Annotated in this window: 13 protein-coding genes; 9 read left to right on the forward strand and 4 right to left on the reverse strand. The window is 64.2% G+C overall.

From position 1 onward, the window contains the following. Positions 1-39 precede the first annotated feature (39 nt). The gene (locus ACLI1C_RS14710) at positions 40-1,308 is read right to left on the reverse strand and encodes an ABC transporter substrate-binding protein (RefSeq protein WP_411397917.1); all 1,269 of its coding nucleotides are present in this window, start codon (positions 1,306-1,308) and stop codon (positions 40-42) included. 495 nt (positions 1,309-1,803) lie between these two features. Here ACLI1C_RS14710 and ACLI1C_RS14715 point away from each other — a divergent pair, with 495 nt between their 5' ends. From ACLI1C_RS14715 to ACLI1C_RS14755, 9 genes are all read left to right on the forward strand, one after another. Further along, on the forward strand, positions 1,804-2,817 hold the full coding sequence (locus ACLI1C_RS14715; RefSeq protein WP_411397919.1) for a substrate-binding domain-containing protein: 1,014 nt from the start codon (positions 1,804-1,806) through the stop codon (positions 2,815-2,817). Between the two features lie 253 nt (positions 2,818-3,070). After that, complete coding sequence (locus ACLI1C_RS14720; protein ID WP_411397921.1) at positions 3,071-4,180, forward strand: ABC transporter substrate-binding protein; 1,110 nt, start codon at positions 3,071-3,073, stop codon at positions 4,178-4,180. A 158-nt stretch (positions 4,181-4,338) separates the two neighbouring features. Further along, positions 4,339-5,205, forward strand: coding sequence for an ABC transporter permease (locus ACLI1C_RS14725; RefSeq protein WP_411397922.1), 867 nt, complete (start codon positions 4,339-4,341; stop codon positions 5,203-5,205). Continuing rightward, positions 5,202-5,993, forward strand: a complete 792-nt coding sequence (locus tag ACLI1C_RS14730) for an ABC transporter permease (protein WP_411397924.1) — start codon at positions 5,202-5,204, stop codon at positions 5,991-5,993. The genes ACLI1C_RS14725 and ACLI1C_RS14730 overlap by 4 nt, the downstream gene beginning before the upstream one ends. 4 nt (positions 5,994-5,997) lie before the next feature. Continuing rightward, positions 5,998-7,056 (forward strand): ABC transporter ATP-binding protein, encoded by a 1,059-nt coding sequence (locus ACLI1C_RS14735; protein WP_411397926.1) that lies wholly within the window; start codon positions 5,998-6,000, stop codon positions 7,054-7,056. Between the two features lie 89 nt (positions 7,057-7,145). Then, a complete protein-coding gene (gene sseA, locus ACLI1C_RS14740) occupies positions 7,146-7,979 on the forward strand; it encodes a 3-mercaptopyruvate sulfurtransferase (RefSeq protein ID WP_411397928.1) in 834 nt (277 codons plus the stop codon). 107 nt (positions 7,980-8,086) lie between these two features. Beyond that, complete coding sequence (locus ACLI1C_RS14745; protein WP_411397930.1) at positions 8,087-9,247, forward strand: efflux RND transporter periplasmic adaptor subunit; 1,161 nt, start codon at positions 8,087-8,089, stop codon at positions 9,245-9,247. A gap of 5 nt (positions 9,248-9,252) precedes the next feature. After that, a complete protein-coding gene (locus ACLI1C_RS14750) occupies positions 9,253-12,366 on the forward strand; it encodes an efflux RND transporter permease subunit (RefSeq protein ID WP_411397932.1) in 3,114 nt (1,037 codons plus the stop codon). A gap of 19 nt (positions 12,367-12,385) precedes the next feature. After that, positions 12,386-12,778 (forward strand): GFA family protein, encoded by a 393-nt coding sequence (locus ACLI1C_RS14755; protein ID WP_411397934.1) that lies wholly within the window; start codon positions 12,386-12,388, stop codon positions 12,776-12,778. A gap of 57 nt (positions 12,779-12,835) precedes the next feature. Here the strand turns inward: ACLI1C_RS14755 and ACLI1C_RS14760 are convergent, their stop codons facing one another. The 3 genes from ACLI1C_RS14760 to ACLI1C_RS14770 all read right to left on the reverse strand — a co-directional run bounded on the left by ACLI1C_RS14760 (position 12,836) and on the right by ACLI1C_RS14770 (position 15,656). Next, complete coding sequence (locus ACLI1C_RS14760; protein WP_411397936.1) at positions 12,836-13,960, reverse strand: epoxide hydrolase family protein; 1,125 nt, start codon at positions 13,958-13,960, stop codon at positions 12,836-12,838. A 77-nt stretch (positions 13,961-14,037) separates the two neighbouring features. Further along, entirely contained in the window at positions 14,038-14,652 is a 615-nt protein-coding gene (locus tag ACLI1C_RS14765; protein WP_411397938.1) for a helix-turn-helix domain-containing protein, read from the reverse strand. Between the two features lie 164 nt (positions 14,653-14,816). After that, positions 14,817-15,656: an alpha/beta hydrolase family protein gene (locus ACLI1C_RS14770; protein ID WP_411397940.1), complete on the reverse strand. Its 840-nt coding sequence runs from the start codon at positions 15,654-15,656 to the stop codon at positions 14,817-14,819. Between the last annotated feature and the right edge of the window lie 71 nt (positions 15,657-15,727).

Raw genomic sequence — 15,727 nt, forward strand, 5'->3', positions numbered from 1 at the left:
ATAGCCCGGCCGTCCGCCCTGCATGGGCCCTGGGAGGACTTACCAGGCGTCGCCCTTGAGATCGGCCAGATCGGCCTCGAGGAGTTCGAGGTTCTCGGCGGCAGTCCCGTTACCCGAGAGGGTATTATGGACGGCGCTCCAGAACATCGAGGAGACCTCGTTGTACTTCACTTTGGTCGGCGCCGACGGACGCGGCACGGCATTCTGGAAGATTTCCTTCCAGTTTGCCATGAACGGCGAAGCGGCCAGCACATCGGCGTCGTCATAGAGCGACTCGATGGTGGGCAGGTTCGACTGGTTGATCGCGCGTTCCTTCTGCACTTCGGTCGAGCTCAGGAAGAGTGCCAGTTCGATGGCAGCTTCCGGATCGGGCGTGTACTTGGACACAGCGACGTTCCAGCCACCCAGCGTAGCCGCCGAGCGAGCACCTTCGCCGTCACCGGCGGGAAGCGGAGCCACGTCGAACTTGCCCTTCACGGCCGAGTCATCGCCATTGCCCAGTGCATAGGCATAGGGCCAGTTGCGGTGGAACACGGCATTGCCGAGCTGCCACACGCCGCGGCTTTCTTCTTCCTGGTAGGCCAGGTTGCCTTCCGGAGAGATCGTCCCGATCCAGCCGGCAGCGCGGTCGATAGCAGCAGCGGCCTGCTCGTTGTTGATCGAGATCGTGCCGTCTGCTTCAATGATCTGGCCACCGCCATTGGACATGACCCATTCGAGGGCATCGCAGGTCAGGCCTTCATAGGCATTGCCCTGGAACACGAAACCCCACATCTCGGAATTGCCGGCAGCGCGCTCGGCATCCATGATTTCCTTGGCGGTCGCTTCCATCTCGGCCCAGGTGGTCGGCACGGGCTTGCTGTACTTTTCCAGCAGATCGGTGCGGTAGAACAGGGCGGGTGCGTCGGTGAAGGCCGGCAGGGCAACGAGCTTGCCGTCAACCGTCTGCGACTCGATGATGGACGGGAAGTGGTCACCCACGACGTCCTTGGCGGCCTCGGTCAGGTCGAGGAACTGGTCGGCGAGCTGGGGCGCCCAGATCACGTCGGTCTGGTACACGTCGATGTCGGTATTGCCGGCAGCGAGCCACAGGCGATACTGGCCGAACTGGTCGGAGGTCGAGGATGGCATCGGCACAACGGTGACCGTGTGGCCGGTGTCGGCTTCGAACTTGTCGAGCTGGCTGCGCAGGAATGCCAGGCCATTGCCGGTGTCACCCGAAACGATCGACAGTTCCGCGGCCTGCGCTGAGCCCACGACCAGCGTTACGCTCGTCAAAAGTCCAACGAGCAGCTTGTTGATTTTCATTAGATATCCTCCCGAATGAAGCAACCGTCGGGGGGCACACCTGTTCGGCCTGCGCTGAAGCGCCGGCCTTGAACAAATTCTCCTCCCCGTAAAAGCGCCCGTTTCAGCGGCTGTTCCGCCTACATTTCCAAAGCGCTTTGGGTCAAAAAGAACCAGAGCTGCGAATTTCTGTCAAGCGGGGCTCAGGTGGAATCTTTGTGAATTTCACCAGGCGATCTGAATTCATCAATCTTTTCAATACGTTGATATGAAGCCAACGACGCCGCACCGAAACCCATCCACATTTTTCATGAGGTACGCACCTCAGAATACTGACAACGATTTCGGCTCTTGCATCAAAATTTGAAATCGCTTTGAATGATCGCCGGAGGAGTAGGCAGGAACCGCTGTTCAAGGCGGCCTGTGTGCCCTAAAGGCAAGGCAGACCGGGCGCGCCCCTTGGATGCGCCGCCCACAAAGCGTTGGTCATGCCGTGCCTGGGGCCAGTTTGCAGCGATGAGATTGAAGGATCTGGCCGAACACCTGGGCCTGTCGCAAACCACTGTCAGCCGCGCGCTCAATGGCTATCCTGAAGTCAACGAGGCGACACGTCTGCGCGTGGCCGAGACGGCGGCGCGCCTCGGTTATCGCCCCAATGCCAGCGCCTTGCGTCTGGCCACCGGCCGCGCTGGCGCGATCGGCCTTGTGCTGCGCGGCGCGGACGAACTGGGGCCGCATATGAGCGAGTTCATGGCCGGCATGAGCGGGCGCATGAGCACCGAGGAAATCGACATCCTGCTCATCACGGTGGAGAATTTCCAGGACGAGATGGCGGCCTATCGCCGGCTTGCGGCGAGCCAGAAGGTCGACGCCTTCGTGCTCCATTCGCCCACGCTCAAGGATGCACGGGCCGAACTGCTGCTCGACCTCAATATTCCCTTCGTCATGCATGGCCGCACCAATATCGGCCAGCCGGTTGCCTGGATGGACATCGACAATACCAGCGCGGTCGAACGCGCCACCAGCCACCTGCTCGATCTGGGCCATCGTCGCATCGCCCTGCTCAACGGGGTCAAGGGCCGCACCTTCGCCGAACACCGCGAAATCGGCTATCTGGCCGCCCTGTCGGCCCGCGGCGTGCCCTTCGACGCGGCACTGATGGGCAATTCGGTCTTCACCGACGAAGTGGCCTTCCGCATGGCCCAGGCCATGCTTGAGCTCCGGCCCCGCCCCACGGCCTTTCTGGCCGGCTCGATGATGACGGCCCTGGGCGTGTTCCGCGCCATCCGCCAGGCCGGCCTCGTCCTGGGCAAGGACGTCTCGATGATCGCCCATGACGACGTCTTCCCCTATCTCAACGCCGACAACATGTACCCCACCATGTCCACCACCCGCTCCTCCATCCGGCAGGCCGGCAGCCGCGTCGCTGAGCTGGTTCTGCAGATGCTGGGCGGCAAGCCGCTGGAGGACGTGCACGAGCTCTGGCCCGTGGAACTGGTCCTGCGCGAAAGCTCACGTCCACCGCCGTAGCCGGCAGCCCAAAAGCAATTTTTGACCATCTGGACGAAACTGTCACAAACGGGCACTGTCATGGTTGCGACTGGGAGGAAGCAGCACCGACGGGCGCATGGCGCAAACGGTTGAAATCATGGCGATTGCGGCTGTCACACGCCGTTCCGCCCACCGTCATTGCACTGTCACACCGTCTCTCTAATTCCACCAGAAGTTCGCCCGGGTCGCCTGTCGTCAGGCACTCGCGAACGACTTTTCAGGGAGACTGAACATGTCCATCAAGAAGACTCTCGCCGCATCGGTATCGATGCTTGCGGTGCTCGCCGTTTCTGCCCCCGCCTTCGCCCAGACTGACCTCGACGCGCTTTACGAAGCGGCCAAGGCCGAGGGCCAGCTCACCACCATCGCCCTGCCCCACTCCTGGTGCAACTATGGCGGCGTGATCGAAGGCTTCAAGGCCAAGTATCCAGGCATCACCGTCAACGAACTCAACCCCGACGCCGGCTCTGCCGACGAACTCGAGGCAGTGCGCGCCAATATCGGCAATACCGGCCCACAGGCGCCGGACGTCCTCGATATCGGCCTTGCCTTCGGCCCGCAGGCCAAGGATGAGGGCCTGCTGCAGGCCTACAAGGTCTCCACCTGGGACGAAATCCCCGATGACGCCAAGGATGCCGAAGGCTTCTGGTATGGTGACTATTACGGCGTGCTGGCCTTCGGCATCAACAAGGACATCATCACTGGCGACAACCCGGCTTCCTGGGCCGACCTGATGAAGGACGAGTTCGCCAACTCCGTCGCCCTGGCCGGCGATCCGCGTACCGCCAACAATGCCATCATGTCGGTCTATGCCGCCGGTCTGTCGACCGGTGCCGACGCCGCCACGGCCGCCCAGGCTGGCCTCGACTACTTCAAGGCCCTCAACGACAAGGGCAATTTCGTGCCCGTCGACGCTGAAGCGGCAGCCATCGCCCAGGGCACCACGCCCATCGCCATCAACTGGGACTACAATCTGCTGGCCGCCCGCGACAACCTCAACGGCAACCCGCCGATCGACGTGGTTGTGCCCTCCGATGGCGTCGTCGCCGGCGTCTATGTCCAGGCCATCTCGGCCCACGCCCCGCATCCCAACGCTGCCAAGCTCTGGATGGAGTATCTCTATTCCGACGAAGGCCAGCTCGGCTGGCTGGCCGGCTACTGCCACCCGATCCGCTTCAGCGCCATGGCCGAAGCCGGTGTGCTGCCGGACGACCTGATGGCCAAGCTCCCCGCCGCCGAGAACTATGCCAAGGCCGTGTTTCCGAGCATCGAAGAGCAGAACGCCAACAAGGCCACCATCACCACCGGCTGGGACACCACCGTCGGCGCCTCGGTTCAGTAACCTGCTCAACGTCGCGCCCATGGGGCGCGACACCCCACCCATCCTCCCCCTCAAGAGGGGGAGGAGCCATATCGAGTTTGAGGTAGTATCGCGCAACATTCAGGGCGCGGTCCCTCCCCTTCCAGGGGGAGGCCAGGAGGGGGTCTTCCCACGCCGCCATGAGCACGCCTCCATCCACCCGCCGCCTGCCCTGGGACGTCCTGGCCGTCGCTCCCTTCGCCATCTTCGCCGTGATGTTCCTCTTCCTGCCCACCCTGTCGCTGGTCGTGGCCGCCTTCACCGACCGCGCGGGCAATTTCACCCTGCAGAACATCCTGGATCTCGGCACTGGCCAGATCGTTGCCGCCTACTGGATCTCCATCCGTATTTCCGGCGCATCCGCCATTCTTGGCGCCATCATTGGCCTTGCCATCACGCTCGCCATCATTCGCGGTCGCCTGCCCGCCGGGCTGCGTTCCGCTGTCATGACCTTTTCCGGCGTCGCCTCCAATTTCGCCGGCGTCCCGCTGGCCTTCGCGTTCATCTCGACGCTGGGCCGGCTCGGGCTGGTCACCATCGTGCTCAAGACCGTCTTCGGTTTCGATCTCTATCGCTCGGGTTTCAACCTGCTCAGCTTCTGGGGCCTGACGCTGACCTATCTCTATTTCCAGATCCCGCTGATGGTGCTCATCATCGCGCCGGCCGTCGACGGCCTGAAAAAGGAATGGAGCGAAGCCGCGCAGATGCTGGGGGCCAGCCAATGGCAGTTCTGGCGCTATATCGGCCTGCCCATCCTGTGGCCCAGCTTTCTCGGCACCCTGTCGCTGCTCTTTGCCAATGCCTTCGGCGCCATCGCCACGGCCTGGGCCCTGACCGGCTCCAATCTCAACATCGTGACCGTGCTGCTCTACAACCAGATCCGCGGCGATGCCCTGCAAAACCCCGGTCTCGGCGCCGCCCTGGCCTTGGGCATGATCGTCATCACTTCCTGCGCCAACATCATCTACCTCGTGATTGCCCACCGCGCCGAGAGGTGGATGAAATGAAGACCAACCGCTTCTGGTCCTGGCTGGTCTTCCTGTTGGGCGCCGCCTATTTCATCGTGCCGCTGATCGCCACATTCGAATTTTCCCTGCGCATGCGCCGCGGCGAATACAGCTTCGACGCCTACGCTTCCGTCTTCGCCGATCCGCGCTTTCACGCGACCTTCGGCTATTCGACGCTCATTGGCCTGTTCACCATCGTGGTCGGGGTCCTGGTCATCGTTCCGGCGGTCTATTTCGTGCGGCTGCGCATGCCCTGGCTCCGGCCCTTCGTCGAGTTTGTCACCCTGCTGCCGCTGGTCATCCCGGCGCTGGTCCTGGTCTATGGCTACATCCGGCTCTACAATTCGAGCTCTATCATCCCCTTCACCGGCAGCGCCCTGGGCACCGACATCCTGCTGACCGGCGCCTATGTCACCCTCGCTTTGCCCTATATGTACCGCGCCGTGGATACCGGCATGCGCACCATCGATATCGGCACGCTGACCGAGGCCGCGCAGATCATGGGCGCCAATCAGGTCCAGATCATCTGGCAGATCATCCTGCCCAATATCCTTGTCGCCATTCTTTCCGGCGCCTTCCTGACCTTCGCCATCGTCATCGGCGAATTCACCATTGCGAGCCTGCTCAACAGGCCCGCCTTCGGCCCCTATCTTGTCGGCATCGGCACCAACCGCGCCTATGAGCCGGCAGCGCTCGCCATCATCTCCTTCATCATCACCTGGGGTGCCATGGGCATGATCAACGTGCTCGGCCGCTTCGCCCCCCGCACCTCCGCCCGGACCGATTGACCCCATGGCAGCCTTCCTCGAAGTCCAGAACCTCACCAAGTCCTTCGGCAGCAATACCGTGGTCAAGGGCGTTAGCTTCGCCTTCGACAAGGGCGAGTTCATCTCCCTGCTCGGCCCCTCCGGCTGCGGCAAGACCACGATCCTGCGCATGATTGCCGGCTTTGAAAGCGTCACAGCCGGCACCATCCAGGTCGAGGGGCAGGACATCACCCATCTCAAGCCCAACCAGCGCCAGCTCGGCATGGTCTTTCAGGCCTATGCGCTGTTCCCTAACCTCAACGTCGGCGACAATATCGGCTTTGGCCTCAAGATCGCCGGCATGCCCGCCGAACAGCGCCGCGCCCGCGTCGACGAAATGCTCAGGCTGATCGGCCTGCCGGGTTACGAGAAACGCTATCCCTATGAAATGAGCGGCGGCCAGCAGCAGCGCGTCGCCCTCGCCCGCGCCATTGCCCCGCGCCCCCGTATGCTGCTGCTCGACGAACCGCTGTCGGCGCTGGACGCCAAGATACGCGTTTCGCTGCGCGAGGAAATCCGCGCCATTCAGCTCGATCTGGGCATCACCACCGTCTTCGTCACCCACGACCAGGAGGAGGCCCTCTCCATCTCCGATCGCGTCGTGGTCATGCATGCCGGCAATATCGAACAGCTCGGCGCGCCACACGAAATCTACAACAAGCCTGCCACCCGTTTCGTCGCCACCTTTGTCGGCCAGCTCAACAGCATCGAGGCGACCATTGTCGATCCAGCGGCCAGGACCGTGTCGATCGATGGCCACATTGTTACCGTCCCCCACCTGCCCGCCGACGCCGCGGCCAATGCCCAGACGCAGCTGACTTTGCGCCCCGAAGTCGTGGCTGTCGGCGCCAGTGAGGGCAATGACGTCACGCTCACCGGCACTATTGCCGATGTCACCTTCCTCGGCTCGGTCATTCGCCTGCGCGTCTCGCTGGGCAAGAATGTCATCAGCCTCGACACATTCAACGACCAGCGCACCGTCCCGCCGGTTCGCGGCGAGCCGGTCACCATCAGTCTTGCCAGCAAGAATTTGCTGATTCTCTAGCCACATAGCGGACATGCAATGGCACTCCCCCTTGCGGGAGAGGCGGACAGGAGGGTACGACTGACGCGAACCGACGGAGCGACGCCCAGATGGAATCCCCCTTCGTCACCACCGACTGGCTTGCCACCCACTTGAGCGACCCCAACCTGGTCGTGCTCGATGGCAGTTGGCATATGCCCAATGCCGCGCGCAACGCCCAGGCCGAATATCTCGCCGGTCATATCCCGGGTGCCGTCTTCTTCGATATCGACGGCGTTGCCGATACCAGCACCGACCTGCCTCACATGCTGCCCGCGCCCAATGACTTTGCCCGCATGGTCGGCGCCCTGGGCATTTCGGACACCATGACCATCGTCATCTATGACGAGCTTGGCCTTTTCTCAGCGCCGCGCGTCTGGTGGACCTTCCGCACCATGGGCGCCGCCGATGTCCGCATCCTGGCCGGCGGTGGCCCCAAATGGCGGGCAGAGCGTCGCGCTACCGAAACCGGCCTCGTCGCCCGCCCGCCACAGGTCTTTCACACCAGTTTCGATCCCGATCTGGTCGCCGACTTTGAAACCGTGCGCGACCGCAGCCACGATGGCGCCGCCCAGATCGCCGACGCCCGCCCAGCGCCCCGCTTTCACGCCGAAGCACCCGAGCCGCGCCCCGGCCTGCGGGGCGGCCACATCCCCAACAGCCTCAACATCCCGGTCAGCCTGCTCACCGCCAATGGCCAGATGCGGCCCGAACCTGAACTGGCCCAGCTCTTTACCGATCGCGGCATAGACCTCACCAAGCCGGTCATCACCTCCTGCGGCTCGGGCATCACCGCCGCGACGCTGGCGTTGGCGCTGCAACTGGCGGGTGCTTCCGAGGTCGCGGTCTACGATGGTTCATGGGCCGAATGGGGCGCACGGCCGGACGCCGAGATCGCGTCTTGATGAACTGACCTTACAGTTTTGTAATGTGCGGTCCGGGCAGGCACTGTTAGTCTTGCTCCATATTCGGCGGCCTCGGCCACCCCATCGCAATTTTCAGGATTCTTCGCTTGATCCGGCAACTCGTCGCGTCTCTCTTCATTCTGGCGGCCGCGGCAGCGGCCTGGGTCTTTTTTGTCCCCGGTTCCACCGAAACTCTGGCCCGTGCCGGCATAGTCCTTCCCTTCGCAGCCGGGCCGCCTGAACCGCAGGCCCAGGCCGGCCGACGACCGGGCGGCTTTGGCGGCCGGCAAACCAATGTCGTGACCACGCCGGTTACCCTGTCGACCATAAACGACACGCTCGCCGCAGTTGGCGAGGGCACTGCCGCCAGTTCCGTCACCGTGACCTCCCCTGCCGGCGGTACGCTCGCGGAGATTCTGGTGCGGCCGGGCCAGGTGGTTGCGGCGGGCGACGTCATCGCCCGGCTCGATGCCGAGGCCGAGCAGATCGCCTATGACCGCGCCCGGCTGGCCGCGGAGGACGCCCAGGCCACATTGGCCCGCACCGAGGGCCTCGCGAGTTCCAGCGTCGTCGCCACCACCGCCCTGACGGCAGCCCAGCTGGCCGCGGCCAATGCCGATCTCGAATTGCGCAATGCCGGCGTTGCCCTCGCCCGCCGCACCATTGCCAGCCCGATTGCCGGCACCGTCGGCCTGATCCGCGTCACCCCGGGCAACTATGTCGCCGCCCAGACCACGGTCACCACGGTTGAGGACACCTCCTCCATCCTCGTCGATTTCTGGGTGCCGGAGCGCTATGTCGGCGTCATCGAGCTGGGCGCACCGGTGACGATCTCCTCGGTTGCCCTGTCCGGGCGCAGCTTTTCCGGCGAGGTCAGCGCCATCGACAACCGCATCGACCCGGCCAGCCGCACGCTGCAGGTCCAGGCCCAGATTCCCAACGAGAACGGCGACCTGCGCGCCGGCATGTCCTTTTCGGTGGCCCTGCGCTTCCCGGGCGAGCAGTATCCCACCGTCAATCCGCTGGCGATCCTGTGGTCGGCCGAAGGCTCCTATGTCTGGAAATACGCTGACGGCAAGGCGGCCCGCGTGCCGGCCGAAATCGTCCAGCGCAACAGCGACGGCGTCCTCGTCCGCGGCGATCTCGGCCCCGGCGACGCTATCATTACCGAAGGCATCCTCCAGCTCAGCGATGGCGCCGCGGTGACCCTGCTCGATGGCCCCGACGGCAGCCAGGCCGCCGCGGAAACCGCAGCCACCTCGGAGTAGAGCCCATGTCGATCGCCCAGAAGAACGAACGCGGCGGCACCCTGGCGGCGCTCTTCGTGCGGCGGCCGGTTATGGCCGTGGTCATCAATGCGCTTATCGTCGTGGCGGGCCTTGCCGCCTTGCTCGGGGCCGAAGTGCGCGAGCTGCCCAGCGTTGAGCAGCCTGTGCTGTCGATCTCCACAAGCTTTCCCGGCGCCGCCGCCGAAACCGTGGATCGCGAAGTGACCGCCGTGGTCGAGGGCGCCGTGGCCCGCGTCCAGGGCGTCACCTCCATCTCCGCCAGCTCATCGGTCGGCAGCAGCCGCGTCACCCTCGAATTCTCCGACGGCACCAATCTCGACACTGCCACGTCCGACGTCCGCGACGCGTTGAGCCGGGTCAACCGAAACCTGCCCGATGGCGTCGAAGATCCTACCATCTTCAAGGCCGACAGCGACGCCCAGGCCGTCATCCAGCTCGCCGTCACCGCCGACGCCCTGTCCGTTGCCGATCTCAGCGAGTTGGTCGAGAACATCGTGGTCGAGCGTCTCGCCGCGGTCGATGGCGTGGCCGAAGTGCAGGTCTATGGCACCAGGGACACCGCCTTCGAGATCGACGTCGATCCGCTCAAGCTCGCCAGTTTGGGCCTGACGGTGGCCGATGTGCGCAACGCGCTCGCCACCATCGCCTTCGATACGCCGGCGGGCTCGATCAACGGCCCCAACCAGAACATTTCCGTCCGCGCCATTTCGGAAGTCACCACGCCCGAGGATTTCGAGAGCATCATCATTGATGGCCGCACTCTGCTGGGCGATGTGGCGACAGTCGTCTTCGACGCCGCCGCCAGCACCTCCTCGCTGCGCTCCGACGGCAAGCCGGGCATCGGCCTGGGCATTGTCCGGCAGGCCCAGTCCAACACCATCGAGATCTCCCACGGCATTCACGCCGCGGTCGAGACGCTCAACCAGACCCTGCCTGAAGGCGTCGACATCCGCGTGTCCAGCGACGATGCCGTCTTCATCGAGGGCGCCCTGCACGAGGTGCAGATTGCCCTCCTGGTCTCGCTGGTCGTCGTCGTCGCCATCATCTTCCTGTTCCTGCTCGATTGGCGCGCCACCATCGTCCCCGCCATCGCCATGCCGATTGCCCTGCTCGGCGCCGTCGCCGGCATCTATCTCGCCGGCTTCTCCCTCAACATCATCACCCTGCTCGCCCTTGTCCTCGCCACCGGTCTCGTGGTCGACGACGCCATCGTCGTGCTGGAGAACATCGTCCGCCGCAAATCCATGGGCGCCGGTCCTCGCGCCGCCGCGGTTCTGGGCACCCAGGAAGTCTTCTTCGCCGTCGTCGCCACCACATTGACCCTCGCCGCCGTCTTCGTCCCGCTATCCTTCCTCGAGGGCCAGACCGGCCGGCTGTTCCGCGAATTCGGCTTTACCCTCGCCATTGCGGTGCTCCTCTCCTCGGTCGTCGCCCTCTCCATGGGTCCGATGATCGCCTCGCGCTTCCTCAAGGCGCATGAACCCCGCCACCATGGCGGCCCGGTCGCCGCGCTCGGGCGCCGCTTCGCCGCCCTCTATCGCCTCACCCTCCGCGTCGCGCTGCACAACCCCTTCGTCGTCGTGCTGATCGCCCTGCTGTTCGCCGCCTCCTCCTACTTCGTCTATGGCAACCTCCGGCAGGAAATCACCCCGCCCGAAGACCGCTCGCAGATTTTCCTGCGGGTCTCCGCGCCCAATACGGTAAGCCTCGATTTCGTGCGCACCCGCATGACCCAGATCGAAGCCATGCTGCAGCCCTTCGTCGAGAACGGCGAAGTGCAGTCCATCTTCGTGCTCTCCGGCTGGGGCAGCGGCGGCGCGCTGACCCTGACACTGGCACCCTGGGGCGAACGCGAGCGCGGCCAGCAGGAGATCGCGGCGGACATTACCGCCCTCATGGCGCAGGTGCCGGGCGTACGCGCCAATGTCGGCCAGGGCAACAGCCTCGGCATTCGCGGCGGCGGCTCGGGCCTGCAGTTTGCCGTTGTCGGCTCCGATTATGCCGTCCTTGCCGAAACCGCGCAGTCCATCGCCGATCTGCTCGATGCCGATGGCCGCTTCGGCAATGTCAGCGTCAACTTCGACACCACCCAACCCCAGCTCACGCTCACTGTCGATCGGGCCCGCGCTGATGCTCTGGGTGTCGACATCAATGGCCTCGCCACCACCATGCAGGCCATGATCGACGGCAGCGACGTCGGCACCATCTTCATCAACGATACCAGCTATACCGTGCGCATGGTCTCGACCAGCAATCCGGTCAACGACCCGCGCGACCTCGAATCCATCTTCCTGCGTACCGGCGATGGCCGTTACGTGCCCATGTCGACCATTGCCAGCATCACCGAGTCCGCCGTGCCCCCCTCGCTGCGCCGGGAAGGTCAGCGCCGGGCCGTGCCGGTTTCGGCCAGTCTCGATGGCGCGCAGGCGCTGGGCGACGCCTATTACAGCATGCTCGACATCGCCCGCCCCGTCCTGCCTGAAGGCGTCTCGATCGTCCCGCTGGCCGAAGCCCGGACCATCGGGGAAGCCAGCAACGGCCTCTTCATCACCTTCGGCTTCGCCCTCGTCATCATCCTGCTCGTCCTGGCCGCCCAGTTCGAAAGTTTCTGGAGCGCCATCATCGTCATGACCACCGTGCCTTTCGGTGTGGCGGCGGCGCTTTATGCGCTGTTGGTGACAGGGGGCAGTCTCAATATCTTCAGCCAGATCGGGCTGGTACTGGTCGTCGGCATCATGGCCAAGAACGGCATTCTGATCGTCGAGTTCGCCAACCAGCTGCGGGATCAGGGCCGCAGCGTCGCCGAAGCCATCGAGGAAGCGTCCAATATTCGCCTGCGTCCGGTCATGATGACCATGATCGCCACCATTCTCGGCGGCCTGCCCCTGGTCCTCGCCAGCGGCGCCGGCGCCGAAGCCCGCTCGGCCCTCGGCTGGGTCATGGTCGGCGGCCTCAGCTTTGCGGCCATCTCGACGCTCTACCTGACGCCGGTGGCCTATCTCCTGTTGGCCCGCTTCAGCAAACCAAAGGCCGAGGAGGAAGCCCGCCTGGAGCGCGAACTCGATGCGGCCAATGACGTCCCCGAGCCCGCGGAATAGCCTGCGCAAGGAGACCCGCATGGACCAGTACACCGGTGGCTGCCTGTGCGGCAGCGTGCGGATAGTCGCTACAGGACAACCCTACCGGGTTGGCATCTGCCATTGCCTGGATTGCCGCAAGCATCACGGCGCCCTCTTCCACGCGTCCGCCATTTTCCCGCAACATGCAGTGGCCATTGAGGGCGAGGTCCGGGATTATCTGGGTCGCTTCTTCTGCCCGCGCTGCGGCTCGCCCGTCTTCTCGCGCAGCGCCGACGAAATCGAGGTCAACCTCGGCTCCCTCGATGCCCCGAACCAGCTGGTACCAACCTACGAACTCTGGACCACCCGCCGCGAATCCTGGCTTCCGCCCTTCCCGCTCAAGCACCACTACGAGCAGGATCGCGACACCGCCGGTCGTTCGGAGGACTAGCAAAGAGGGTCGGCAAGGCGCCGACCCCGAAAAGTGCTTCGCTCGGCTCTCCAGCAATTATGTCCTGAGCGTTGAGAAGAAGCCGGCGACCTCCGTTGCCCAGACCGCCGGCACTTCCATCGCCGCGAAGTGGCCGCCACTGTCCAGCTCGGTCCAGCGCACGATGCTGTTGCCGGTCTCGCCAAACCGGCGGATGGCGACCTCGTCACGAGCAAACACCGCCACACCCGTCGGCACGCCCGAATTGGGCTTTGGCGACCAGGCCTCCGGGTCGTGCGCGTTTTCGTAATACAGCCGGATCGACGAAGCGGCAGTGCCAGTGAACCAGTAGACCAGCACATTGGTCAGGAACTTGTCCTGCTCCACGGCATCCGGGCTGTCCCCAAATCCGGCAAACATGTCCCCGAGCCAGGCGATCAGGCCAGCCGGGGAATCGGTAATCCCGAAGGCGACCGTCTGTGGCCGGCTCGACTGCAGCGCGTTGAAGCCAAAGCGTTCTGCCATGAACTGCTGCAGACGCTGCAGACGCGTCTTCTCCGCATCGCTGAAGCTGGCAATCTCGCTTGGTTCGATCGGACCCAAGGGAATAAAGCCCATGGTCGCGGCATTGACCTGAACGCCGATGACCCGGCCGGGCGCGGCCCGGGCAATGGCCGGCGCGATTACCGCGCCTGCATCCCCGCCCTGCACGCCGAACCGTTCATAGCCGAGCCGCTGCATCAGCTCGAGCAGGGCGCCGGCAATGCGGCCATCGTTCCAGCCGGCCTCGCGGGTCGGCCCGGAAAAGCCGAAGCCCGGCAGGGAGGGAATGACGAGATCGAACCCCGCCGCCGACAGTGGCGCAATGGCATCGAGGAACTCCACGAACGAGCCCGGCCAGCCATGCAGCAGCAGAAGCGGCATGGCGCCGGCCCGGCCAGACTTGACGTGGAGAAAGTGCAAGGTTTGCCCGTCGATCTCGGTGAGGAATTGTGGATGCCGATTGATTGCGGCTTCCTGTGCACGCCAGTCGAACCCGTTCTGCAGGCGGTCGATCATGCGGCTGACAAAGGCGACCGTTGGGCCCTGGCTCCAGCCGGCGCCAGGCACTTCATTGGCCAGGATCGTATTGGCCAGTCGCTGCTGCAGGTCGGCCAGTTTGGCTTCGGGAATCGTGATCTTGAAGGGGGTGATGGTGGTCATTTGCGGCGTCCTCGCTGGTGGAAAGGGCTTCCTTTCTAGCCAGCGGGCCAACGGCGGGATTGAAGATTTCCGACAGATTAGGGAGCGGCAAGCTGGCTTGGCGTCTGCCCCATGATGGCCTTCAGCGATCGGATCAGGTGCGGCTGGTCGGCATAGCCAAGCGCAAAGGCGACGTCCGCGGCCGGGCGCCCCTGCCGGAGCAGCGCAGCTGCTTTCTGGGCCCGTTCGATCTGTGTGAAGGCCTTGTAGGTCAGCCCCGTGGTCTTGAGGAAGTGCCGCTGCATCGTCCGCTCCGACATGGCCATCGGATGCCCGGAGACGACCGAGGCAACCACGCGGTTGTCCTCGACAAGGCCGTTTCTCGAGAGCTTGTCGACGAAGCGGTCGACAGTCTCGAGGGTCGGTATCTCCAGCACGTCCGTGCCCAGCCAGAAGCGGTCCGGACCGATCCCGGGGAGAACAACACCTTCGTCCCGCATCTGCTCTCCTGGCATCAGCGCCATATAGCTGGACGGCTTGAAGGCTATGGCCAGGATTTCGTCACCGGCCGCGAATTCATGCGTCACGGCGGTCGTGGTCAGCCCGGTGCGCAGTACCATGACGCCCGCCGCTGTCTTCATCATCACGAAGTCCCAGCAGCCATCGGGCTGCATCAGTGTGCTGCCATTCTCCCCGAACGTGGTGTGGGTCACCGACTCCACAAGTGGAGACGTCCACCCTTCCAGTTTCACAATGCGATGCATGCCGCTGGCCCAGATGCGCTGCGGCAACTCTGACACGATTGTGAATTTGTGCAATCCGCAAGCAAAGATGGGCCGAGAAACAATCTCGACCCATCTTCACTGAACGAGTGCGGCTAGAGCCTCTCGCGCAGCCAGTCGGTAGTCTTGTCGATGACCTGCTGGCCGATCTCCGGCTGGTCGCTGAAGACGCCCAGCATGTGGTCCGCCCCGGGAATGACCACCGCTTCAGTCGGGCCGATGGCAAGACCCAGATATTGTTCGAAGTAACTCGCGGCCGGGTCGGCGTCCCCGGCAATGGTGAGGAACGGCCCGGCATAGCCGGCGAAACGATCTGCCAGATCGTGCTGGGCTAGGCTCTCGAAGAAAGTCTGTTTGAGCGAGATCGTCCGCCATCCCAGGTCGACGCTGGCCACCCCCTCGGCCGCCGCCTTGTCATAGAAGTCCTGTCCCAGGAATTCGAGGAATTCGGCCTGAAGGTCGCCCATCTGCCCCCAGACCACGACCGACGCGAATTCATCGGGCTCCAGCATCGCCACGGCCGCGCCGAAGCTATAGCCGATCACACCGATCCGGGCCGCATCCACGCCATCGATCCCGGCGAGGAAGCCGCGGGCGGTACTTGCGTCGCTAACCAGCCCTTCGAGCGTGGTATCAGCCATGTCGCCAGAACTCTCGCCATAGCCGCGAAAATCGATGCGCAGCGAGGCGATGCCCTTCTCCGAGAGATCCGCCGCCTGTATGGCAAAGAGCCCGCCGACTTCGTCCCGGGAACTGCCAAAGCCATGCAGCATGACAACGGCCGCGCCAGTCGCGCCGCTATCGGGAAGTGCAAGAGTTCCCTTTATTCCGCCGGGCAGGTCGACCACCGTTTCGGCGCCGGGGGTGGCGATACCCAACAGCGTGAAGGCGAGCGCGGTGACGGCGGGTTTGGCGGCAAGCCTGGACATCGACATCGAACGTCTCCTTGAAGGTGTGCGGTTGATGTCTAGCTCTAGGGCCAAGGCTCCCTGAGAGATTGAAGAAT

The sequence above is a fragment of the Devosia sp. XGJD_8 genome, assembly GCF_046614475.1.
In the GTDB taxonomy this organism is placed as follows: Bacteria; Pseudomonadota; Alphaproteobacteria; order Rhizobiales; family Devosiaceae; genus Devosia.